Raw genomic sequence first — 24,053 nt, forward strand, 5'->3', positions numbered from 1 at the left:
TGTAGGAGCGAGCTTGCTCGCGAAGATCGCCAACGATAACGCGGGCATCCTGGATGAGACGCGTTGTCTGAGGGTTTTTCGCGAGCAAGCTCGCTCCTACAGGGGGAAGGGGTCAGCGTGTCAGACCGCTTCGAGCTTCGCGTAACCCATCATCAGCCACTTGCTGCCCTCGGCGAAGTTCACCTGCACCCGTGCCTGGGCGCCGGCGCCTTCGAAGTTGAGGATCACCCCTTCGCCGAAGATCGCATGCTTGACCTGCTGGCCAAGGCTGAACGGGGTTTCCGGGATCTCGGAACCGGCAAACAGGCTGCTGGAGTTCTGCTGCTGGCCGCCGCCGAACGGGCGACTGACGCTGTTGGACAGGCGCACTTCCTGGATCAGCCCCTTCGGCACTTCCCGCACGAAGCGCGACACCTTGTTGTAGGTCTCGCTGCCATACAAGCGACGGGTCTCGGCGTAGGTCATCACCAGGTTCTGCATCGCCCGGGTAATGCCCACATAGGCCAGGCGGCGTTCTTCCTCAAGGCGGCCGGGCTCTTCCAGGCTCATCTTGTGGGGGAACAGGCCTTCTTCCATGCCCACCAGGAACACATACGGGAACTCCAGGCCCTTGGCGCTGTGCAAGGTCATCAGCTGGATGCTGTCTTCATGCTCATCGGCCTGGGTATCACCGGCTTCCAGCGACGCATGGCCGAGGAACGCGGCGAGCGGGGTCAGTTCTTCATCGGCCTCGGTGTTTTCAAACGCGCGGGCGGCGCTGACCAGTTCCTCAAGGTTTTCCACCCGGGCCTGGCCTTTCTCGCCTTTTTCCGCTTCGTGATAGGCAATCAGCCCGGACTGCTCGATCACGGTCTGGGTCATCAAATGCAGGGGCATGTCCGCGCACTTGGCCGTCAGGTTCTCGATCAGCTCGACAAACACACCCAACGCCCCGGCAGCACGGCCGGTCAGGCCTTTATTGGCGATCAGCAAGCGCATGGCTTCCCACATCGACACATCGGCGTGGCGCGCATGGTCGCGAATCGCTTCAACGGTTTTTTCGCCGATGCCGCGGGCCGGGATATTGATCACCCGCTCCAGCGCCGCATCGTTGCCGCGACCTTCCAGCAAACGCAGGTAGGCCATGGCGTTCTTGATTTCGGCGCGCTCGAAGAAGCGCTGGCCGCCGTAAATACGGTACGGGATGCGCTCGCGCAGCAAGGCTTCTTCCAGCACCCGCGATTGGGCGTTGGAACGGTACAGAATCGCGATGTCGCTGCGCGCCAGGCCGGTTTTCAATGCGCTTTCGATGGTTTCCACCACGTAGCGCGCTTCGTCGTGCTCGTTGAACGCCGCGTACAGGTTGATCGCTTCGCCTTCGCCGCCGTCGGTCCACAGCTCTTTGCCCAGGCGCCCGGTGTTATTGGCGATCAAGGCGTTGGCGGCCTTGAGGATCCCGGCGGTGGAGCGGTAGTTCTGCTCCAGGCGGATGGTGACCGCGTCCGGGAAGTCTTCGGAATACTGGTAGATGTTCTCGATTTTCGCGCCGCGCCAGCCGTAGATCGACTGGTCGTCGTCGCCCACCACCATCAGGCTGTCGCCGCCCTTGGCCAGCAGGCGCAACCAGGCGTACTGCACGGCGTTGGTGTCCTGGAACTCGTCGACCAGGATGTGCCGGAAGCGTTTCTGGTAATGGGCCAGCAGGCCGGGGTTATCGCGCCACAGGTCGAGGGCGCGCAGCAGCAGCTCGGAGAAGTCGATCACGCCGGCGCGCACGCAGGCCGCTTCGTAGGCTTCATAAATGCTGCGCATGGTGGCCAGGAACAAATCGCCGCTGGCCTGGATATGTTGCGGGCGCAGGCCTTCGTCTTTCTGGCCATTGATGAACCACTGGGCCTGGCGCGCCGGCCAACGCTGTTCGTCGAGGCCCAGCTCGCGGATCACGCGCTTGACCAGGCGTTGCTGGTCATCGCTGTCGAGGATCTGGAAGGTCTGGGCCAGGCCCGCCTCCTGCCAATGCGCCCGCAGCAGGCGGTGCGCCAGGCCGTGGAAGGTGCCCACCCACATGCCGGCCGGGCTGATGCCCATCAACTGCTCGATGCGGTGGCGCATCTCGGCAGCGGCCTTGTTGGTGAAGGTCACCGACAGGATCGAATGCGGGGACGCGTTCTCGACCTGGATCAACCAGGCGATACGGTGTACCAGCACTCGGGTTTTACCGGAGCCAGCACCGGCCAGGACCAACTGACGGCCAACGGGGGCCGCTACGGCCTGGCGTTGGGCATCGTTGAGGGAATTCAGCAAAAGGGAGAGATCATCGCGCATCGGCGCATTCTATGGCCCGCGGGGGAGTGGGGCAAATCCCATTGGCGGATGGCCGACGGAAAACCTGCGGCGCGTGCCGGGGCGGGCACGCGTTCCGGCGGGGCTGATGACTGGTTGGTCATGGGCCACAGGCCGCGCCGCGTCTCGCTCAAGCCGTCTGGCCCCGAGGTTTGCGCGGTACGCCTCGCTGGTTTTTATGACGCGCAGCAGTTTGGCCCGAGCGCTTGCTTGTGTATGCTCCGTCGACGTTTCGGGCTCACCATTATAAGAACACTGCCTATGACCCTCAGCACCGACCTGTTTAGCCCCATGGCGGCGCCCGCGCAGGTTATCCGAAAACACTACGCTACCGAGATGGCGGTCGAACGCACGCGTCTGCTCTACCAGGGTTCGCTGCTGCCGACCTTATTGATGCTGGTCAACGGCCTGGTCTGCGCCTGGTTGATCTGGAACCCCAAACATTACCTGCTCGACAGCATCTGGCTGGTCTGGCTGCTGGCGCTGGTCGCGCTGCGCGTGATCCAGGTGGCCGCCTTCGACTCGGCGATGCCCAGCCGCCAGGCCCAACCGATCTGGCGGCGCATGTTCATGCTCGGCTCGGCGGTCAGCGGCCTGACCCTGGCCATCGCCGCCATCGCCCTGGTGCCGGCAGACAGCTTTATGCAGCAAGCCTGGGTGTTCGGCCTGATCGGCGCGGCGACGTTGTCCGCCAGCGTTGCCTATGCGGTGAGCCTGCCGGCGTTCCTGTCATTCGCGCTGCCGTGCCTGGTGCCGGCCATTGTCTATCTCTTCTGGAACGGCGCCGCGCAGCAACAGGGTTGGGGTGTACTCGGCCTGATCCTGCTGGCGTCCTTGAGTGTGGTGGCGTGGCAGGTCAACCGCCTGATCCAGCACGGGCTGTTGCGGCGCTTTCAGAACCAGGCGCTGATCGAGCATCTGCAACAGGCACAGCAGCGCAGTGAACAGTTGAATCAGGAGCTGGTGCGCGAAGTCGAGCAACGCCGCCAGGTCGAGCAGGAACTGCGCGAAGCGCAAATCGGCCTGCAGGACCGCGTGGCGCAACGCAGCCAGGAACTGGACGCCGCCAGCCTGGCCCTGAATAAAAGCGAAGCGCGCCTGGCGATGGCTCTGCAAGCCAGCGAACTGGGCCTGTGGGACTGGAATCTGCAAACCGACGAGGTCCACCACACCCAGCTCAAGGAACTGTTCGGCCTGGAGCCCGAGTTCGTCACGGCGATGCTCAGCCACCTCAAACCGCGCCTGCACCCCGACGACTTGCCGCTGCTCAAGCGTGCCCTGGTGGAGCATCTCAAGGGCCGCAGCGAGGACTATCTGGTGGAATACCGGGTGCGCCATGGCGATGGCCACTGGGTGTGGATCGAAGACCGCGGCCGCGCCGTGGAGCGTGCGCCCAGCGGTCGCGTCACGCGCATGCTCGGCACGCGCCGCGACATCAGCGCAAGCAAGGCGCTGGAGGAACAGCAACGCCTGGCCTCGACCGTATTCGAAGCGGCCAGCGAAGGTATTGTGATCCTCGACCCGGACTACGCGCTGCTCGCCGTCAACCAGGCCTTCAGTCGCGTCACCGGCTTTGATATCGACGACATGCTCGGGCGCAATGTGGTGGAGTTGCCGTGCAGCCGCGACGCCCGGCGGCACTTTCCGCTGATCCGCCAGGCGCTGCTCAGTCACGGTACCTGGCAGGGCGAGTTGGTGGAAACGCGCAAGAACGGCGAGTTGTACCCGCAGTGGCTGCAACTGAACGTGGTGCGCGATATTCGAGGAAACGTCAGCCATATCGTAGGCTTCTTCGCCGATCTCTCGGCGCGGCGCGAATCCGAGGAGCGCATGCGCTACCTCACGCACTATGACGAGTTGACCGGCCTGGCCAACCGCTCGCTGTTTCGCGAGCGGCTGCGCGAAGCGCATCAGCGGGTGCGCCAGGGCGGGCGCAGCCTGGCGTTGCTGCATATCAACCTGGACCGTTTCAAGTTGCTCAACGACAGCCTGGGCCATGACGTCGCCGACCAATTGCTGCAAAAAATGGCGCGACGTTTGATCAATGCCCTGCCTGAGGCCGACACCATCGCGCGTTTGTCCGGGGATGAGTTCGCCGTGCTTTTCGATGCCTACGGCAACCTCTCAAGCCTGGCGCGGGTGGCCACGCGCCTGCTGGCCAAGTTGCGCGTGCCGGTGACGGTGGAAGGGCATGAATTGGTGGTCAGCGCCTCGATGGGCGTCAGCCTGCTTCCGGATAATGCGCGGGAAATTTCGGCGTTGGTCAGCCAGGCGAACATGGCCATGCAACACGCCAAACACCTGGGCGGGAATAATTTCCAGTTCTACACCGACAGCCTGCAAGCCAGCACCCTGGAGCGTTTGCAGCTGGAAAACCAGCTGCGCAAGGCCATCGACGAGCGCCAGCTGTCGGTGTTCTACCAACCGAAATTGTGCCTGGCCAGCGGCAAACTGAACGCCGCCGAGGCGTTGATTCGTTGGGAGCATCCGCAGTGGGGCACGGTGCCGCCAAGCGACTTCATCGGCCTGGCCGAAGAAACCGGCCTGATCGTGCCGTTGGGCGAATTCGTCCTGCGCCAGGCCTGCTGGCAGGCTTGTGAGTGGCAGCGTCAGGGGCTGGCGCCGATACGTGTGTCGGTGAACCTGTCGGTGCATCAACTGCGTCAAGGCAAGCTGGTCAGCCTGGTGCGCCAGGTGCTGGAAGAAACCGGCCTGGACCCGCAATACCTGGAGCTGGAGCTGACCGAAAGCCAGCTGCTCGACAGTGTCGAGCACATCATCGCCACCTTCCAGCAACTGCGCGACCTGGGGGTGAAGTTGGCCATCGACGATTTCGGCACCGGCTATTCGTCCCTCAGTTACCTCAAGCGCATTCCCGTGGACTACGTGAAGATCGACCAGACCTTCATCCGCGGCCTCGGCCAGGGGCGGGAAGACGCGGCCATTACCCGTGCGATCATCGCCATGGCCCACGGTTTGGCGCTCAAGGTGGTGGCCGAAGGCGTGGAAGATCAGCAGCAGCTGGATTTCCTGCGCCGGGAGCGTTGCGATGAGGTGCAGGGCTACTTGATCAGCCGGCCGATGAAGGCCGAAGGGCTGGCAGATTTGTTACGGAAGAATGCGGATTTTTCCTAGAGGCGTGCCTTCAGCCTTTGTGGCTACAACTTGGCTGCCCTTAGATTCAAAGGGCAGCAGGGCGATTTAGTGATGCATCGGACGGGCAAAACGGCAATTCTTGTAGTATAACTACAAGCTTGCTACATCCCTGGCGTCTGCCAATAACAAGAGTCCTGTCCTTTGAACCTGTTGCAACATATCGCCCAGTCGCGCCACCTGTTACGCAAATCGGAACTCAAGGTTGCCGACCACGTGCTGCTTGACCCTGCGGCCGTAATGCACAGTTCCATGGCCGACCTGGCCCACAGCGTGGGCATCAGTGAGCCGACCATCGTGCGCTTCTGCCGTGCCATCGGTTGTTCCGGCTTCCAGGACCTGAAACTCAAGCTGGCCCAAAGCCTGGCCGCCGGCGCGAGCTTCGGGCAGTTTGCGATTCACGAAGACGATTCCGTCGCCGACTACAGCCTCAAGATCTTCGACACCACGCTGCACACCCTGATGGAAGTGCGCGAGAAGCTCGACCCGGTGGCGCTGCAAAAGGCCGTGACGGCGATGTCCCAGGCCCAGCGTGTCGAGTTCTACGGGTTTGGCGCGTCGGGTGCGGTGGCGGCCGATGCCCAGCACAAATTCTTCAGACTGCTGCTTACGGCGGCGGCCTACAGCGACCCGCACATGCAGGCGATGTCGGCCGTGACGTTGAAGCCGACCGACGTGGCCATCTGTATTTCCCAGTCCGGCCGCTCCAAGGACTTGCTGATCACCGCCAACCTGGTGCGTGAAAGCGGCGCCACGCTGATCACTCTGTGCCCGAGCCAGACGCCGTTGGCGGAACTGTCCACGGTCAACCTGGCGATCGATGTCCACGAAGACACCGAAATCTACACCCCGTTGACCTCGCGCATCGCCCACCTGGTGGTGATCGACGTGCTGGCGATGGGCGTGGCCATGGCGCGCGGGCCGAGCCTGGTCAACCACCTCAAGAGCGTCAAGCGCAGCCTGCGCAGCCTTCGTCTGTCGCCCAAGTCCGTCAAAGCCCTCGACGACTGAGCGCGATACAGCGATCCAAATGTGGGAGGGGGCTTGCTCCCGATAGCGGTGGTTCAGTCGCATATGCATCGACTGACACTCTGCTATCGGGAGCAAGCCCCCTCCCACATGTGCATGTCTCACCTGTCCAGAAGATTCATCGTCCTGTCATCCCCGCGCCGCCAAACCGTCATCCCTCGCGCCCATTCTGAACTCCCCGCACTCGCATTGGGAGACTCCAAATGGCCCGGCCCTACGAAGATAGCAACAGCTCCGTCAAGACCCGTCGTCAGCAGGAAGACCAGCGCCGCATGGCGTTCCGTCGCGCAATCGAAGACCGCTGTGATCAACGCCAATTGCTGCAAAGCATCACGGACTACCCGGAACTGCACTGGCAGGCACCCGCGGCTGCCCAGCGAAGCGCTCAGCCAGCGCGCTGATTTGCACCCGCTCGCTGCGGATAAAGCCCAGGAACGCATGGGCCACCGGTGACAGGCGCTTGGCCTTGGCCTGCACCAGGCACCAACTGCGGTACAGCGGCAGCTCTTCCACCGGCAGCTCCTTGAGCCCGCCGGTGGCCAGTTCCAGGTTCAGGGCGTGGCGTGTCAACAAGGCCACGCCCAACCCGGCCAACACGCATTCACGCTGCGCCTCGGCCGAGGCGACTTCCACCGTCTGGCTGAAGTGAACGCGTTTTTCCTTGAAGTACTCCTCGCAAGCCAGCCGCGTGCCGGAACCCGGTTCGCGCAGTAACAGCGTGTAAGGCTCCAGGTCGCGCAGGCGCAGCGCTCCTTGCTGGCTCAAGGGGTGGTCGGGCAGCGCCACGGCGACGATCGGGTTGTTGAGGAACGGCAGGAATTCGAGGCCCATGTCTTGGGGCACCATGGACATGATCACCAAGTCGTCACGGTTGTCCGACAGCCGGCGGATCACCTGGGCGCGGTTGACCACCGTCAGATGCAATTGCACCTCCGGATGCTGGCGCTTGAACGCGGCAAACAGGTGCGGCACGAAGTACTTGGCGCTGGACTCTACCGCCAGTTTCAGTTGGCCTTGCAGCGAGCCCTGCATGTCCGACAGCTGCATATCGAGGTTTTCCAGGCGTCCGAAAATATCGCGACTGGCCCGTTGCAGCGCTTCGGCCGCCTCGGTCATGTAAAGTTTCTTACCGACATAGTCGAACAACGGCTGGCCGATCAGCTCTTCCAGCTGACGAATTTGCAGGCTGACGGCCGGCTGGGTGAGGGACATTTCCTCGGCCGCCCGGCTGTAGGAGCGCAAATCACACACCTCATTGAAGATCTGCAGTTGACGTAATGTCAGTCTCATCAATGACTTACGCATTTTTTCAAGCCTCTTGGCGGCGTCCGGTCCGCAAACTATAAGTCTTTACTTATGCATGACCCAATAATTATTGATTTTTGTTAATCCCTCAGCAGGCTTAGTGTGTGCCTCGCGACTGGCTTGAAACATTTAGTCACGCGCCGACCCGAGTCTAGCGGGTCGAAGAACGCAGCAATCGGCTCAAGGGAATTTCCAAGTGATAAAAAAGATCCTGATCGCCAACCGTGGTGAAATTGCCGTGCGAATCGTGCGTGCCTGCGCCGAGATGGGCATTCGCTCGGTCGCGGTCTATTCCGACGCCGACCGCCACGCGTTGCACGTCAAGCGTGCCGACGAGGCCCACAGCATCGGGGCCGAGCCCCTTGCCGGTTACCTGAACCCGCGCAAGCTGGTGAACCTGGCCGTGGAAACCGGTTGCGATGCGTTGCATCCCGGTTACGGTTTCCTCTCGGAAAACGCGGAACTGGCGGACATTTGCGCCGAACGTGGGATTAAATTCATCGGCCCATCCGCGGAAGTGATTCGCCGCATGGGCGACAAGACCGAAGCGCGCCGCAGCATGATCAAGGCCGGCGTACCGGTCACCCCCGGCACCGAAGGCAACGTCGCCGACATCGCCGAAGCCCTCACCGAAGGCGACCGCATCGGTTACCCGGTGATGCTCAAGGCCACCTCCGGTGGCGGCGGTCGCGGCATTCGTCGTTGCAACAGCCGTGAAGAACTCGAACAAGCCTTCCCCCGCGTGATCTCCGAAGCCACCAAGGCCTTCGGTTCGGCGGAAGTGTTCCTGGAAAAATGCATCGTCAACCCCAAGCACATCGAAGCGCAGATCCTCGGTGACAGCTTTGGCAACGTGGTGCATCTGTTCGAGCGCGATTGCTCGATCCAGCGCCGTAACCAGAAGCTCATCGAAATCGCCCCGAGCCCGCAACTGACCCCTGAACAGCGCGCCTACATCGGCGACCTGTCGGTGCGCGCAGCCAAGGCCGTGGGTTACGAAAACGCTGGCACCGTGGAGTTCCTGCTCGCCGAGGGCGAGGTGTACTTCATGGAGATGAACACCCGGGTGCAGGTGGAACACACGATCACCGAAGAAATCACCGGGATCGACATCGTTCGCGAGCAGATCCGCATCGCCTCGGGCCTGCCGCTCTCGGTGAAGCAGGAAGACATCCAGCACCGTGGTTTTGCGTTGCAGTTCCGGATCAACGCTGAAGACCCGAAGAACAACTTCCTGCCCAGCTTCGGCAAGATCACCCGCTATTACGCGCCCGGCGGCCCCGGCGTGCGTACCGACACGGCGATCTACACCGGCTACACCATCCCGCCGTTCTACGATTCCATGTGCCTGAAACTGGTGGTGTGGGCGTTGACCTGGGAAGAAGCCATGGACCGCGGCCTGCGTGCCCTGGATGACATGCGCCTGCAAGGCGTGAAGACCACCGCCGCCTACTACCAGGAAATCCTGCGCAACCCGGAATTCCGCAGCGGCCAGTTCAACACCAGTTTTGTGGAAAGCCACCCTGAGCTGACCAACTACTCGATCAAGCGCAAACCCGAAGAGCTGGCCCTGGCCATCGCCGCCGCCATCGCCGCCCACGCAGGCCTGTGAGGAATATAACAATGAGCAAGAAGATCTTTGTCACCGACACCATCCTGCGCGACGCTCACCAATCGTTGCTGGCCACCCGCATGCGTACCGACGACATGCTGCCGATCTGCGACAAGCTCGACAAAGTCGGCTACTGGTCCCTGGAAGTCTGGGGCGGCGCGACCTTCGACGCCTGCGTGCGCTTTTTGAAAGAAGACCCGTGGGAGCGTCTGCGCAAATTGCGCGCTGCGTTGCCTAACACCCGCCTGCAAATGCTGCTGCGCGGCCAGAACCTGTTGGGCTATCGCCACTACAGCGACGACGTGGTCAAAGCCTTCGTCGCCAAGGCCGCCGTCAACGGTATCGACGTGTTCCGCATCTTCGACGCGATGAACGACGTGCGTAACCTGCGCGTGGCCATCGAAGCGGTCAAGGCCGCCGGCAAACACGCCCAGGGCACCATCGCCTACACCACCAGCCCGGTACACACCATCGACGCGTTTGTGGCCCAGGCCAAGCAAATGGAGTCCATGGGCTGCGACTCGGTGGCGATCAAGGACATGGCCGGCCTGCTCACGCCATACGCCACCGGCGAGCTGGTCAAGGCACTGAAAGCCGAGCAGAGCCTGCCGGTGTTCATCCACTCGCATGACACGGCGGGTTTGGCAGCGATGTGCCAACTCAAGGCCATCGAAAACGGTGCCGAGCACATCGATACCGCGATCTCCAGCTTCGCCTGGGGCACCAGCCACCCGGGCACCGAGTCGATGGTCGCCGCCCTTAAAGGTAGCGAATTCGACACCGGCCTCGACCTGGAACTGCTGCAGGAAATCGGCCTGTACTTCTACGCCGTGCGTAAGAAGTATCACCAGTTCGAAAGCGAATTCACCGCGGTCGACACGCGCGTGCAAGTCAACCAAGTGCCGGGCGGGATGATTTCCAACCTGGCCAACCAGCTCAAAGAGCAGGGCGCACTCAACCGCATGGGCGAAGTGCTGGCTGAAATTCCGCGGGTGCGTGAAGACTTGGGCTTCCCGCCGCTGGTCACCCCGACCTCGCAGATCGTCGGCACCCAGGCGTTCTTCAACGTGCTGGCCGGCGAGCGCTACAAGACCATCACCAACGAAGTGAAGCTCTACCTGCAAGGCGGCTACGGCAAAGCGCCGGGCACGGTGAACGGGCAACTGCGTCGCCAGGCCATCGGCAGCGAAGACGTGATCGACGTGCGCCCGGCCGACCTGCTCAAGCCGGAAATGAACAAGCTGCGCGGCGAAATCGGTGCGTTGGCCAAATCTGAAGAAGACGTGCTGACCTACGCCATGTTCCCGGACATTGGCCGCAAGTTCCTCGAAGAGCGCGACGCCGGCACCCTGACTCCGGAAGTGTTGCTGCCGATCCCGGAAGCCGGCGGCGTGGCCCGTGCGGGTGGCGAAGGCGTACCGACCGAGTTCGTCATCGACGTCCACGGCGAAAGCTACCGCGTCGACATCACCGGTGTTGGCGTGAAAGCTGAAGGCAAGCGTCACTTCTACCTGTCCATCGACGGCATGCCCGAAGAAGTGGTGTTCGAACCGCTCAACGAGTTCGTCGGCGGTGGCGGCAGCAAGCGCAAGCAAGCCACCGAGCCAGGCCATGTGAGCACCACGATGCCGGGCAATATCGTCGACGTGCTGGTCAAGCCAGGCGACGTCGTCAAGGCCGGCCAGGCGGTGCTGATCACCGAAGCAATGAAGATGGAAACCGAAGTGCAGGCCGCGATTGCCGGCAAGGTGACCGCCGTTCATGTAGCCAAGGGCGACCGGGTGAACCCTGGCGAAATCCTGATTGAAATCGAAGGCTGATCCAGCCTTCGACACTACCGTTTAATCCTCGGGGGAGCAGGTGCTCCCCTTTTTTTTCGCCCGTAATTTGGCCGGCGCGCGCAGCGTGGGGTCAGAACCGCATTTGCCATTGGCCCATCAGGCCCTGGTTGCGGCTATGGTTGCCTGTTTCGCTGGCGTAGGTCAGGCCCACGGTGTGTTGCGGCGAGAGTGCGAGGTCCAGGCCGGCTCGGACGTTCAGGCTGTCGCGGTCCAGCGACGTGCCCTGGACAGTGAAGCTGTCAATCAGCCCCGGCGCAGCGCGAAAGGATTGACTGACCCGGCTGTCGACGTCGCCGTACAGGTGTTTCCAACTGGCGCTGAGGTGGGGGGTCAGACTCATCTGGTTATCGAACCGATACAGCGACGCCAGGCGAAGACCGAAGGTGCTGCTCAGGTTCTGTTGGTTTTGCGAGCCGACGTTCAGCGCGGTCAGGCCACCCCGCTCCTTGAAACCGTCGCGGTGATAGCGCTGGTAACCGAGGCCGGCGAAGGGTTCCACGCTCAAATCCGCAGTGCCCAATTGGTAGCCCATTTCGGAGAAGACGGTTTGGCTGTTGGCGTTGTAATTGGCCCTGAGCTGCTCGGTGTAATCGAGCAACTTGACGCTGCGCTTGTTCTGCCCGTCATGGCTGCTGTAGATCGCTCCCAGGCGCAGGGCCAACGGGCCGTCCTGCCGCACGGCATAGCTGCCCAGGTGCCAGCTGTCGAGGTCGGCGGAAAAACGCGCGGCGTCGAGGTGGCTGCTGGATTTGGCGCCCATCACGCCGACACGCCAGGCGTGGTCCAGCGCCCAATCGGCCCCCAGCAACAGGCCTTGGGTGCCATGTTTCAGACCGGCGCTGCCACCTTTATTGTCGAGCGTGCCGTCGTTGCCCAGGCTTTGCACCCAGAAGTGGCCAGCGTCGTCGGCGGGCAGGGTGCGCAGGATCGACAACAGTTGGCTGCTCAGTTGCTGCGTGGTGTTCTGGGTCGCGGCGGCGAGGTTGGCGTTCTGGCTGGCAGCCAATTGCTCAAGGGCCGCGCCGATGCCGCCGGGCTGCTTGTCCAGCGCGTCGGCGAATTTTTCCAGGGCTTTGATCTGTTCGGAGGTCAGTTCGCCGGACTCCAGCAACTGAACCAGCGCAGGTTCCAGGGCCTTGGCGAGCTGCAGGCCATTGTGCGTGGTGGCGCGCTGAGTGAGGTAGCCGTCGATGGGTTCGGCTTTTTCAGACGCTGCGTCGGCCCACTCATTATCAAGCGCCTCATAGGGTTGGAAATGGTACGGCCGGTATTCGATATCGCCCCGCGCCTGGGCGTGTTGAAGGCTGGCGGCGCTGATCGCAAGCGCCATGACAAGTGCAAATCGTGGGGGTGTAAAGGGCATGTGATCCCAACCTCTGATGAATGAGGCCGGAAATTTAGCGAGATGGCGGGGCGATAACTGTCAGGCTATCGACCCCTGGTTTGCGGGAGTTGTCTGTAGTGCGGTGCGATTAAAAACGCATCTGACTGAGTCCTCACCCCCGTCGCACATACCCCTTGCCGTAATGCCGCTCCATACGCGCCTGGATCAGTTCCAGGCCGAGGGACATCACCCAGTAGATGATCGCCGCCGTGGTGAGCATTTCGATGTAGCGATAGCTGGAGCGGCCGTAGGATTGCGCGAGGAACATCACTTCCCACACGCCCATCACCGAGATCAGGGAGGAGTCCTTGAGCATCGAGATGAACTGGTTGGTGGCGGGCGGGACGATGGTACGCATGGCCTGGGGCAGGGTGACGTGCCAGAAGATCGCACTGTCGCGCATGCCCAGGGCCAGGGCGGCTTCCCGTTGGCCGTGGGGCACGCCGAGGATGCCGGCGCGGAAGATTTCGCTCAGGTAGGCGCCGTAGTTCAGCGACAGCGCGATGATCCCGGCGACGATGGCCCCCGGCACCAGGCCCAGTTGCGGCAGGCCCAGGTAGATCAGCAGGATCTGGATCAGCAGCGGTGTGCCACGGAAGAATGAGGCATAGAAACTCGCGACGCCAAAGGCTACCGCGCTTTTCGACAGGCGCCCCAGGGCGGTGATAAAGCCCAGTATCGATGACGCCACGATCGAGCACAGGCACAGGAACACCGTCAGCGCCGCGCCTTGCAGAAACCCGTTGGGCGCCAGATGCACGCCGACCAGATTGGGCAGCTTGTCGAGGATGATCGAGAACTTCAGGTCAAAGCTCAGGAAGAAGCTGGCGAACAGGCAGAACAGCGCGGCCCAGGTCAGGTACAGGCGCGTGCGAAAACCGAAGAATCGTTGTAGCCGCGACGCGCTGATCGGTGGTTTGGGTGGGGTGGGGAACGCGGTCATTGGCTGATGTCGGCGCCGATCCATTTTTGCGACAGCTTGCTCAAGGTGCCGTCCTGCTTCAACTGCGCGAAGACTTCACGCACTTTGCTGTCCCACTGCGGGTCGCCTTTTTCGATGGCCACCGAGTTGGGCTCGGCGTACAGCGCTTCGCCGGCCAGCTTGAAGCGCTTGTCCTGGCTCAGGCGCGGTTGGGCGGTGACCAGGTTGGTGAGGATCGCATCCAGGCGCACGCCGGCGCCCAGGCCCAGGTCCTGGAAGGCCACGTTGTCGGTGTCGTAGGGGGCAATCTGCACGTTCTCGAACGGGTATTGCAGTTGGGTGTCTTCGGCGCCTTCGATCACCAGGTTTTTGTTCAGGTAGCTCTCGTAGCTGGAGGCGCTGGTGAGGCCGACTTTCTTGCCGCTCAGGTCCTTGGCGCCGTGGATGCGCTCATCCTTGGCATTGACCACGATCACCGCAGGCGAGGCGTAGTACTCCACGGGGAAGTCGAACACTTCGGCGCGGGCCTTGCTTGGGGTCATCGAGCAGATGCAGATGTCGTAGCGCCCGCTCCAGCGGCCGGCGGCGATCACGTCCCAGGACGGGGTTTCCAGGCGCAGTTTGACCCCCAGTTTTTGCGCGACGGCCTTGGCCACGTCGACGTCGAAACCGTCGAGCTGGTTCTGCTCGTTGAGGAACGAGAAAGGCGGATAGCTTTCCATCAGCACGCCGACCAATTCGTGGTTTTGCTCAACCCGGTCCAGGGTTGCACCGCCGAAGGCTTGGGTGGAGGCAGCCAGCATGGTCAGGCCCAGGGCCAGTAGCGGTTTGAGTTTCAAGAGAGGCACCCGAATAAAAAAGAAGTTGTTATGAAGCGAATTTACCGTATTAAATAGTTATAAGAGCGACTCTCATAGTGAGTTATTTTCATAAGCTTATGAGTAAAAAGCATATGGCCGCAGTACGCACAGTAATTCTCGATGGTGGCATGGGCCGCGAACTGCAACGCCGCGGCGCGCCGTTCCGACAGCCGGAGTGGTCGGCGCTGGCGTTGAGCGAAGCGCCGCAGGCGGTGGAAGCGGTACACGCGGCTTACATCCAGGCCGGTGCCGACGTGATCACCAGCAACAGCTATGCCGTCGTACCGTTTCATATCGGCGAAGCGCGGTTTGCCGCCGAGGGCCAGGCCCTGGCGGCGTTGGCCGGTGAATTGGCGCGGCGCGCGGTGGTGGCGTCCGGCCAAGCAGTGCGCGTGGCCGGCTCCCTGCCGCCGCTGTTCGGCTCGTATCGGCCCGACCTGTTCGAGGCCGACCGGGTCAGCGAACTGCTGACGCCCCTGGTGAACGGCCTGGCGCCTTATGTCGACCTGTGGCTGGCGGAAACCCAGAGTTCGATCGTCGAGGCGCGGGCCATTCATGCCGGTCTGCCGGCGGACGGCAAACCGTTCTGGCTGTCGTTTACCTTGAAGGACGAAGACACCGACGAGGTGCCGCGCCTGCGTTCCGGCGAGCCGGTGGCCGAGGCGGCCGAAGCGGCTGCGCAACTGGGCGTGCAGGTGTTGTTGTTCAACTGCAGCCAGCCGGAGGTGATCGGCGCGGCGATTGACGCGGCCCGCCAGACCTTCGAGCGCCTGGGGGTGGCGATCCAGATCGGCGCCTATGCCAACGCCTTCCCGCCACAGCCCAAGGAGGCCACGGCCAACGACGGCCTCGACCCGTTGCGCGACGACCTCGACCCGCCGGGCTACCTGCAATGGGCTGCCGATTGGCAGAAGCGCGGCGCCAGCCATTTGGGCGGTTGCTGCGGGATCGGACCGGAGCATATTGCGGTGTTGGCCGAGCAGCTTGCCGACTGACACCCAGTGCGGATTGCACTGAGGATCGAGTGTGGGAGGGGGCTTGCTCCCGTGGCGGCCTGTGGGCCGACCCTTCGCTCGGGTTGGAATGAGTACATATCCATTATTCAGGTGACGGCCGCTATGGGTTCCGCCCTTACGGCGGCTCACTTTTGAAAAGCGCAAAAGTAAGCAAAACGCTCTTGCCCCACCACTCGGTGCCTCGCTTAGGCTCGGCATGCCCGAACGCAGGCTTGAATCCGTGGGCCGCCGTCATGGGCCATCCCTGGCCCAGGACGGCTAACCCGGCGTCCTGCCGGGTTGCCCACGGATTCAAGCCTGCGTTCGGCCAGCGTGGTTAACGGGGCGCCTAAGATCAAAATCAAAAACAGAGCAAAAACAGAGCAACAGCAAAGCAACAGCTCGCGATACGACCGGGGTTTTCAGCGTCATCGGATGTGTAGATACCTACGCCGCGATAGCGGTAGACCAGTCGAAAATCAATCTCGACTGACCCACCGCCTCGCGGGCAAGCCCGCGCTCATATTCTGGTGCTGCGCTGTCTGTGGGATTTAGGCGCGACACTCCGCCAGGCTTTTCAATTGGCCTGAACCTGCCTGATTGGCTTCCGACAGCCAGTGCTCAAACCCTGCCCCGATCGGCGGCCATTCCGAGTCCAGAATCGAATACCACGCCGTGTCCCGGTTCTGCCCCTTGACCACCATGTGCTGGCGGAACACCCCTTCAAAACTGAACCCCAGGCGCTCGGCGGCGTATTTGGAGCGGGCATTGCCGTTATTGCATTTCCATTCCAGGCGGCGGTAGCCCAGTTCGAAAGCATGCTTGGCCAACAGATACACGGCCTCGGTGCTTTTCGGCGAGCGCTGCATTGGCGCGCCGAAGGTGACGTGGCCGATTTCGATGCGCCCGTGGGCCGGGACGATGGACATCAGGCTGAGGATGCCCTGCACATCGCCGCTGGCGCGGTCGATCACGCTGAAGAAATACGGCTCGTTGTGCTGGGCATGGTTATTCAGCCAGGCATCGAACGCGGTGCGGTCGCTGAACGGGCCATACGGCAAATAGTCCCACAGCTTGGGGTCGGCGCCGGGGCCTTCGAGGGCTTGCCACAGACCGTCGGCGTGGCGCGCCGGGTCGAGTTTTTCCAGGCGGATGAAACGCCCTTCGAGCAGTTGGACCGTGGGCGCCGGGGCGCCTTGCCAGTCGGCGAGAGAGGTGGACATGCTGCGCTCCTTAAAGACCTTTGCAAAATTGGATGAAACCAGGGCGTTCGGCGATGCGTTCGTACAGTTGGATCGCGGTGGCATTGGTCTCGTGGGTCAGCCAATGGACCTCGCAGCAGCCGTCGGCTTTGGCCGTGGCATAGACGTGTTCGATCAATTTGCGGCCCACGCCGCCGCCGCGCTGGGCCGGCGCCACCAGCAGGTCTTGCAGGTAGCAGGAGTTTTCAATGCTCCAGTTGGAGCGATGGTAGATGAAGTTGACCATGCCTACCGCTTTGCCGTCCTGCCAGGCGAGCGCGGAGTGGGTCGGCTCATGGGCGTCGATCAGGCGTTGCCAGGTGCTCTGGGTGACGGCGTCTGGCAGTTCGGTGTTGTAGAACTGCAAGTACGCGTGCCACAGCGCCAGCCAGGCGGCGTGGTCTGCGGCGGTGACGGGGCGGATGTCGATCGGGCTCATTCTGGGGCTCCTTGGGGAATGAAACGGGCGAGGGTCTGGTCGCGCACGTCGAGGCTGGCGGCCAGCCCCTCGCGCACGCCCTGGATGTCGGCGGCACTGCGGTTCTGGCTGAGTTTGCGTTTGCCGATCAGGCGTTCGATGGGCAAGGCGAAACCGACGATGGCCTTGAGCATGCCTTCAATGTAGTCGGCCGGGGCGTCGCTGACCTTCCAGGGCTGGGCGCGGCGGCCTTCGTGGCGGTCGGTGAGGGCGCTGACCACGCCGAGCAGGCGCTCGGCGTCGGTAAACACGTCGGCCGTGCCGTAGGCATGCACGGCCAGGTAATTCCAGGTGGGTACCACTTTGCCGTGCTCGGCCTTGCTCGGGTAAAACGCCGGGCTGACATAGGCGTCGGCCCCGGCAAAGATCACCAGCGCTTCGCCGCCGTTCTGCAGGTCGTGCCACTGCGGGTTGGCCTTGGCCATGTGGCCGTAGAGCGTACCGTTCGGGCCTTCGTTGGGGTTGAGCAGCAGTGGCAGGTGGCTGGCCAGCAGGCCGTGTTCACCCACGGTCACCACCTGCGCCAGGCGCGTGTGCTGGATCAGTTGCTGCAGTTCGGGCAAATCGTCGAGGGCAAAGGCGCGTGGTGTGTACATAAAAGTATTCCTTGGCGAATGCCTGCATCCTAGGCAGGCTAATGGTTCGTTGTAAGAGCCATCTATGACCCATTTCATGGGTCCAATTCCGGAGCCTGCCCAATGTCGTCCCTTGCGCCGCCGTTGTCGTTCAACCCTGCGGGAATCGAGCTGGATCGTCGTCAGGGGCTGACCCGCCAGCTGTACGAAGCCTTGCGCCAACGCGTGCTGGACGGGCGACTGGCCGGCGGCACGCGTTTGCCCGCCACGCGCGACCTGGCGGCGGCGTTGTCGATTTCGCGCAACAGCGTGGTGCGTGCCTACGATCAGCTGTATGCCGAGGGCTTTACGCAAAGCCGGGTCGGCGACGGGACGTATGTCGCCCAACTGCCCAGTTCAAAAAAACTATCCACAAAACTGTCCACAGGGTTTTCAACAGGCTTATCCCCAGCCTTATCCACAATCGAGCTGAAAAACGCCGATATTTCGAGCGAAAAAGTTATCCACAGCGCGGCGCTGGAGCGCCTCGAAAACAACCATTTGCCCTTGCCGCCCACGGGGCCTCCACGGGCATTTCGGGTGGGGGTTCCGGCCTTCGACCTGTTCCCTTTTGACGTCTGGGCCAAGCTGAATGCGGCTTTTTGGCGCAAGCCGGACCTCAAGCAACTGTGCTATGGCAACCCGGCCGGGGACGAGCGCTTGCGCAGCCTGATTGCCGCCTACCTGCGCAGCTCGCGGGGCATGCAGTGTACGGCTGAGCAAATTGTGATCACCAGTGGCGCGCAGCAGGCAATCAGCCTTTGTGCACAGTTGCTGGTGAGCCCAGGTGATGGCGTGGCGATTGAAAATCCCGGCTACCGCGCCGCCGGTCATGCCTTCGCCCTGGCCGGTGCGCAGTTGCAAGGTGTGGCGGTGGACAGCGAGGGGATCGACTGCAGCGTGTTGAGCGGCCTCGACAACTGCCGCCTGGCCTATGTCACGCCGTCCCATCAGTACCCATTGGGCGTGGTCATGAGCCTGGCCCGGCGCCTGGAGTTGCTGGCCTGGGCCGAACGCAGCGGTGGCTGGGTCGTCGAGGATGACTACGACGGCGAGTACCGTTACAGCGGCGCGCCGCTGGCCCCGCTGGCGGCCCTGGATCGCAGCGGGCGGGTGTTGTATGTGGGGACGTTCGGCAAGGTCGCGTTCCCGGCGCTGCGCCTGGGTTACCTGGTGTTGCCGCCGACGCTGGTCGACGCATTCGCCCAGCGCCGCGCCGTGGACGTGCGGCACTCGGAGGTCAGCACCCAGGCGGTGATGGCGGAGTTCATGGCGGCGGGGCACTTTCAGCGGCATATCCGGCGCATGCGTCGCGCTGCGCTCAGTCGACGCAACGTCCTGTTGAACGGCTGGCCGGACGAGCTGCCGGGGGTCGGCAGCCTGCCGAACAGTGCGGCGGGCCTGCACCTCACCGTGCGGGTGGACAGCCTTGCCCGCGAACAACAACTGGTGGCGCAGGCCCGCGCGGTGGGCGTGGAGGTCAATGGCCTGAGCAGCTATTGGCTGGCGCAGGCCGGGCCACCGGACGATCAACGCGCCGGCCTGGTGCTGGGCTTCGCCGCAGTGCCCGAGGCGGCGATCCGCCAGGCGCTCGCGCGGTTGCGCCAGGCCTGGACCGGTCAGGCTGAGGGCTGAGGCTTGGCTTTCAGGAACAGCGAGCGGGCCAGATGCAGACCGATTTCACTGCGGTACACGGCGATGTCGCTCAAGGGTTCGAACCGGCCGCCCATCAGGCGCTGTTGGCGGTTTTTCAGGTGGGCGGCGGTGTAGGCTTCTTCCGGCCCGGTGAGGGTGGGGTAGTGAAAGTGTGCGTACCACAACGGACGGTTCGTGTTGACGTCCACCACCGCATACTCCTGCAGGAAACCCTTGTCGCGCCCCCTGAGTCGGGTGCGGGCGCCGACAGGCGGGTCTACCGTGACGGCGCCCTCGCGCAACAGCAATTCGACGTGCGCCGCCTCCGGTGGTCGGCGCTTGAGCACCTCGAGCTTGATCCGTTTGCCTGCCCGGTAAAGCTGGGTGATCGCCTCATCAAGGCGGCGGTTAGTCAACGCAGCTGACGGCGAGGCGCTTTCGGTCTGGTTGCTGGAGGTCAACGCCTCTTCGATATCCTGGTTGGCCCGTTGCAGTTTTTTGGCGTGCTGGTGGAAGCGCTCTTCGATTTCCACCGGCAGTTGCCGGGTTTCCTTCGCCCAGGCTTCCTTGTTGGCGATAAAGGTTTCGACCCCATCGACCAGCGCCTGACCGTCGCTGATGCTGTTTGCCAGGTTACGCGCCTGGCTGCGGGAAGCGGGCTTGGGCGTCAGCTCGCGTTCGACCCAAACCCCCGGCTCCTTCTCATGGAAGGTTGCAATCACTTTGCCGGTCAGGGGTTCCTTTACGTCGACCAGCGTCTTGCCGTCTTCGTCGGGGCTTTCACGCTCTTCGCCGACCACCATCCCCTTGAAGCGCGTCTTGATGTATTTTTTCTTCGCCCTGGGGACGGTGCGCGACGGGCCCGCGGTGGGCTCCATGGCTCTGCGTTCGCGAAGCAGGGTTGTCAGTTGTTTCTCTGCGAGCCGAGCGAACTCGTCCACTTGCTTGCGCAGGTTTTCCAGGTCGGGCTTGTTGAGGTCATTGGGAAACTCGGCCGGCAGATCCACCAGGTTCTGGTCAACCCTGGAAAACTGATCCATCAGGCTGTCCAGGGTTTCGATCAACTGCTCCGGCGGCACCATGTTGCGCGGTTGTGCGGCCTCTCTGAAACTTTGGACCGCCAGCTCCGCCACATCGACGATACGGCGCAAGGCTTCCCTGGCGTCGTCGCGTGTGGCCGATGCGCCTTCGGCCACGCACAGGAAGTGGCCCAGGGTAATCTTGAACGCCTTGAGATCATCAAGGGCATAAGCGGGCAGGTGCGGCTCATGCTGCTGGATCAGCCTGACCCCGCGCGCACCCAGGGCACGAGCCTCCTTGAAGCGTGCCTGAAGGTAGCCCAGGCGCTCCGCCATGGCGTGTGTCGCGGTATACATGTTGCGGTAGTGAACGGTGGGCAAGGCTTCTTCTTCAACGCCCTCGATGTCGAGGTGGCCCTGTATGGCTTCCAGTCGTTCGCGAAACGGGATCTGTTGTTCGCTGATGGCGGAGCGCGCCAGAAACAGCTGATGTTCCAGGTAGCCGACCATGGCGTCCTGATAGTTGGGCACCGTGTCGAGAATATTCAGGGATTTGAGCTGGGAAATCGGTACGTCGAATTCTTTGAGACGCGTATCCACCTGTTCGAGAAAGGTGGTTCTGGCCGCGGCTTTGGCGTCACCCGCCGTGCGGTCGATGGCGCCTTGCAAGGCTTCAAGACCGTGCTGGCGCTGGGCTTGCTCGCTGTCGAAGGTTGCCAGTTGCCGGCGTAAATCGGTGATTTTCGGCGGCCTGAGGGCTTCGCCTTTTTTGCGCCGGCTGCGCAGGCCGCCTGCGCGTAGGCGCAAGCGCGTGTCGACGAACCATTGCCCCAGGCGATTGGCGATCAGCGGCGGGCCGCGCCGGCCAGGTTGGCGCGGATCGATGATCAACACGGTGTCGTTTTCGTCGACCGTCACTTCAAACCATCGTGTACCCACCGGGGCGTACCAGTGTGAGGCTTTGGCATAGAGATGCTGATGAGGGCCTTCCACGGTCTGTTGCGTACCCAATTGATCGGGCTTGGCCTGCGCAAAGCTGTCGAGAAACGTGCCCAGGTTCTGCGCGCTGCGGTTCAGGGCACCACTGATGTGCAGGGTGTGTTCGTGGTCGACGGGCAGCTCTGCCGTCGCGATATCCGGCTTTTGGACGACCTCTACCTTGACCTCCGGCGGCGGCAATGCGCGCGGCTTGGCGGGCTTCCCGATGGACGACTCGGGCCGATGCGCCGTGGCGACATGCGTCGTTAACACCATGCCGAGCGTCAGCAAGATATCCACCAGCGCCGAGAGCCCGGCGGAACGGTCACCGACCTCATTGGTGTCGACCATTTGTTGCAGGTCATCCATCAATTGCCAGATCCAGGTCGCGGCGCCCGCGGCGCGGCCCATGAACGGCAGCACGGTATTGAACATCAGCCACCCGGCGTGCTTGAAACTCTCCCAGCGCGCCTCGGCATTGGACACCGATTGGCGGTCGGCCAGGGTGACCAGCGCGTCGGCGTTGGCTCGGAACAGTGTGGCGAAGTCGTCGTTTGGCAGCACTTCCCGCCCCAGTTCGACGGGGCCGGTCATCACCAGTGCATTCAGCGGGTCGTTCAGCACACTGGTAAATACCCACGGCGAGGGCAGGCTGCCGGGAAACACAAATTGCGCGTAAGCCGTTCGCACCTTATCGGGCAGCCAAGCCAGGACCGATTGGCGCAATGGCGTGTCTTGTTTGATCGCGTACAGCAGGTTGGTCGGTGACGGGAACTGCATCAACGGTTGGTTGGACAGCGGGCGATAGAGCAGGCAAGGACCTTTTTTCGGGTCTTGAGGGCCAATGACGAACATGTTGCCGACGACGTCGACGGCCGAGCCCAGACGGCGTTTGGGGAGCAGGGACAAGCGGCGGATGACCACCGCCGCGCCGTCGACCACACGGGCTGCGCTGTCTGGATGCATCGCCGCGCAGACATAGCGATAGCCCTGTTCGCTCAGGTCGTGGACACCTCGTACTTTGTACTGCAACGCCAATAGCGGCAGTTGCAGGCGTAATTGAGCGGTGTAGAGACGTTGCCTTCGCAGGGACTCGGCAGCGTCGTCAAGCAGCGTGCGTTTGACCAGGGCCGGGTAGCGCATGCCGACGTTCGCCTGGGTAATCAAGTGCTCCAGGTAGGCCGCCGTCATCCAGGCGGGCACCGCGCTGCCGTTTTCATAATCGACGGTTTTGTTGCCCAAGGGCAGGGCTATCAGGTTTTCCAGGGCCAACTCGGCGAGGGTAAAGGTTTGGGTCTGGGTGTTTCCCGGCACGATCAGGGTGCCCCAGGCTTGCACGCTGGTGACGCTGATCCGCACGCTGTCCAGCGTCGTGCGGGCCACGCCGGGGTGGTCCTTGACCATCAGGGTGTGGATCGCATCCAGGGCAAAATCGCCGATGTGCTTGATCCCGTCATCAAAGGCTTTACCCGCGTGCCGCAGGTGCAGGGCCGCGAGGTCCATCATGTAGCGCCCGTAGGTGGCCTGATCCGACGAGGACGCGGTGAGTATCCAGTCGGGCAAGGCGCGATGTACCCAGCCGATTCGGTCTTGATTCAGCGGGGCGCGGGGGGCGATTTCGCTGCCTGGCTTGTCGTGCGCCATGGTCGGGATCAGCTCACCGCTGTTGAACGCGATTGCGCCGATTGCCTGAATCTGCAGGGAAATAAACGCACAGGCCTGCTGCTCGAAAAAGTCCCCTGAGGGTTGGAAGAGTCGCCAGTGGAGCTTGGTCGCCTGTGGAGTGGCCACTTGAATGCTCAGGGCGTCGCCAAGCGCTTGCAGGCTCTTGAAGGCGGCGTAACCGTCGGCGATCGAATAGCTGAGGATGATGTCGCGCTCGCCGAGGCGCCCGACCAGTACCGCCAATGCCGACAGGTTGAGGTGTTTGACCTGTGTGGCGTATTCCAGGTCGACGTCGATCAGATAAGCCTTGGTCGCGTATTTGTCCTGGGGCAAGCGCTGGGCGTAATCCGGCGTGTGAAAAACCGCCCTGGCAACGTTGCATTCATCCTCGTCCCAACCCTCCACGCTGTCGACATTCCAGATCGCGCGCAAGGCGTTGGCAAAGGTGCGCCAGCGTGGGCCGTTCGGGTGGTTGCTGGCATTCCAGAACGCGAGTTGCTGTTCTTGGTACGCGACGCACAGCAACGGTGCCAGCTCATTGATCAGGCGGCCGACGGAGTCCACCTTGACCGGCAGATGCACGTTCGGCCCGGTGGCGGATTGATAGATCAGGTAGTGCTCGCTGTCGAGCCAGGTGACAGGTGCGCCGGATGTTGCACTGCGGCACAACGCGCCGGTCAGTGTTTGAAATCGCGGGGCTCCGGGCAGGATCGCCTCGGCGGTGATCTGCCAGTGCGGCGTCACCAGAAGGGTCAGATCGGGGTCGATGTCGAGATCCGGGTACAGCTCGCGCAAGCTCGAGCGCAGGGTGGCGGCCGCGACTTCGCGCAAGGAGGGGCCGGTGGTCAGTTGAGTCAACAGGTCGTTGGCACTGGGAGGCGATGAGGGCAAGGGCGGGCTCCTGACGGGCGAGGTGAGGCGGGTTGCCGACGGCAACCCAGGACCTCGACCACGTTAGGGCGCGTGCCCGTCCGGAGGTGGTAGTTAGATAGCGGGCGGC

16 protein-coding genes are annotated in these 24,053 nt (G+C 62.8%); 7 read left to right on the plus strand and 9 right to left on the minus strand.

The features are described from left to right. Positions 1–120: 120 nt before the first annotated feature. Entirely contained in the window at positions 121–2,304 is a 2,184-nt protein-coding gene (gene uvrD / locus ACVWZP_RS21060; RefSeq protein ID WP_057005204.1) for a DNA helicase II, read from the minus strand. A 279-nt stretch (positions 2,305–2,583) separates the two neighbouring features. On the opposite strand from uvrD, the gene ACVWZP_RS21065 reads away from it, so the two are divergent. The 3 genes from ACVWZP_RS21065 (at position 2,584) to ACVWZP_RS21075 (ending at position 6,905) form a co-directional block, all read left to right on the plus strand. Beyond that, a complete protein-coding gene (locus tag ACVWZP_RS21065; protein ID WP_457370135.1) occupies positions 2,584–5,457 on the plus strand; it encodes an EAL domain-containing protein in 2,874 nt (957 codons plus the stop codon). Positions 5,458–5,619: 162 nt separating this feature from the next. Further along, positions 5,620–6,486 carry a transcriptional regulator HexR gene (gene hexR, locus ACVWZP_RS21070; protein WP_017850032.1) on the plus strand — a complete coding sequence of 289 codons (867 nt, stop codon included), beginning with the start codon at positions 5,620–5,622 and terminating at the stop codon, positions 6,484–6,486. Positions 6,487–6,707: 221 nt separating this feature from the next. Beyond that, positions 6,708–6,905, plus strand: coding sequence for a PA3496 family putative envelope integrity protein (locus ACVWZP_RS21075; protein ID WP_079444958.1), 198 nt, complete (start codon positions 6,708–6,710; stop codon positions 6,903–6,905). On the opposite strand, the gene ACVWZP_RS21080 is transcribed toward ACVWZP_RS21075, so the two are convergent. Beyond that, entirely contained in the window at positions 6,835–7,809 is a 975-nt protein-coding gene (locus ACVWZP_RS21080) for a LysR family transcriptional regulator (protein ID WP_017850031.1), read from the minus strand. The two genes, ACVWZP_RS21075 and ACVWZP_RS21080, sit on opposite strands and share 71 nt — an antisense overlap. A gap of 196 nt (positions 7,810–8,005) precedes the next feature. On the opposite strand from ACVWZP_RS21080, the gene ACVWZP_RS21085 reads away from it, so the two are divergent. Both ACVWZP_RS21085 and oadA read left to right on the plus strand, forming a co-directional pair. Next, the gene (locus tag ACVWZP_RS21085; protein ID WP_003213442.1) at positions 8,006–9,421 is read left to right on the plus strand and encodes an acetyl-CoA carboxylase biotin carboxylase subunit; all 1,416 of its coding nucleotides are present in this window, start codon (positions 8,006–8,008) and stop codon (positions 9,419–9,421) included. Between the two features lie 11 nt (positions 9,422–9,432). Continuing rightward, positions 9,433–11,241, plus strand: a complete 1,809-nt coding sequence (gene oadA, locus ACVWZP_RS21090; protein WP_046381604.1) for a sodium-extruding oxaloacetate decarboxylase subunit alpha — start codon at positions 9,433–9,435, stop codon at positions 11,239–11,241. Positions 11,242–11,332: 91 nt separating this feature from the next. Here oadA and ACVWZP_RS21095 read toward each other — a convergent pair whose 3' ends face one another. The 3 genes from ACVWZP_RS21095 to ACVWZP_RS21105 form a co-directional block, all read right to left on the minus strand. Then, positions 11,333–12,625 carry an autotransporter outer membrane beta-barrel domain-containing protein gene (locus ACVWZP_RS21095; RefSeq protein ID WP_457370136.1) on the minus strand — a complete coding sequence of 431 codons (1,293 nt, stop codon included), beginning with the start codon at positions 12,623–12,625 and terminating at the stop codon, positions 11,333–11,335. 133 nt (positions 12,626–12,758) lie between these two features. Beyond that, complete coding sequence (locus ACVWZP_RS21100; protein ID WP_057005205.1) at positions 12,759–13,589, minus strand: amino acid ABC transporter permease; 831 nt, start codon at positions 13,587–13,589, stop codon at positions 12,759–12,761. Beyond that, positions 13,586–14,407, minus strand: coding sequence for an ABC transporter substrate-binding protein (locus ACVWZP_RS21105; protein ID WP_017850025.1), 822 nt, complete (start codon positions 14,405–14,407; stop codon positions 13,586–13,588). The genes ACVWZP_RS21100 and ACVWZP_RS21105 overlap by 4 nt, the downstream gene beginning before the upstream one ends. Positions 14,408–14,520: 113 nt before the next feature. Between ACVWZP_RS21105 and ACVWZP_RS21110 the strand changes: the two genes are divergently transcribed. Then, on the plus strand, positions 14,521–15,423 hold the full coding sequence (locus ACVWZP_RS21110; protein WP_046485926.1) for a homocysteine S-methyltransferase family protein: 903 nt from the start codon (positions 14,521–14,523) through the stop codon (positions 15,421–15,423). A gap of 551 nt (positions 15,424–15,974) precedes the next feature. Here ACVWZP_RS21110 and ACVWZP_RS21115 read toward each other — a convergent pair. The 3 genes from ACVWZP_RS21115 to ACVWZP_RS21125 are packed head-to-tail and all read right to left on the minus strand — an operon-like array spanning position 15,975 to position 17,738. Beyond that, a complete protein-coding gene (locus ACVWZP_RS21115; RefSeq protein ID WP_017850023.1) occupies positions 15,975–16,646 on the minus strand; it encodes a GNAT family N-acetyltransferase in 672 nt (223 codons plus the stop codon). 10 nt (positions 16,647–16,656) lie between these two features. Continuing rightward, positions 16,657–17,103, minus strand: a complete 447-nt coding sequence (locus ACVWZP_RS21120) for an N-acetyltransferase family protein (RefSeq protein WP_457370137.1) — start codon at positions 17,101–17,103, stop codon at positions 16,657–16,659. Continuing rightward, a complete protein-coding gene (locus tag ACVWZP_RS21125; protein ID WP_017850021.1) occupies positions 17,100–17,738 on the minus strand; it encodes an FMN-binding negative transcriptional regulator in 639 nt (212 codons plus the stop codon). Before ACVWZP_RS21125 ends, ACVWZP_RS21120 begins: the two co-directional genes overlap by 4 nt. Positions 17,739–17,840: 102 nt before the next feature. On the opposite strand from ACVWZP_RS21125, the gene pdxR reads away from it, so the two are divergent. Then, positions 17,841–19,391, plus strand: coding sequence for a MocR-like pyridoxine biosynthesis transcription factor PdxR (gene pdxR / locus ACVWZP_RS21130; RefSeq protein ID WP_128192117.1), 1,551 nt, complete (start codon positions 17,841–17,843; stop codon positions 19,389–19,391). Here pdxR and ACVWZP_RS21135 read toward each other — a convergent pair. Beyond that, the gene (locus tag ACVWZP_RS21135; protein WP_457370138.1) at positions 19,376–23,944 is read right to left on the minus strand and encodes a dermonecrotic toxin domain-containing protein; all 4,569 of its coding nucleotides are present in this window, start codon (positions 23,942–23,944) and stop codon (positions 19,376–19,378) included. The two genes, pdxR and ACVWZP_RS21135, sit on opposite strands and share 16 nt — an antisense overlap. Positions 23,945–24,053: the final 109 nt, after the last annotated feature.

The organism is Pseudomonas sp. TE36184, assembly GCF_054060055.1.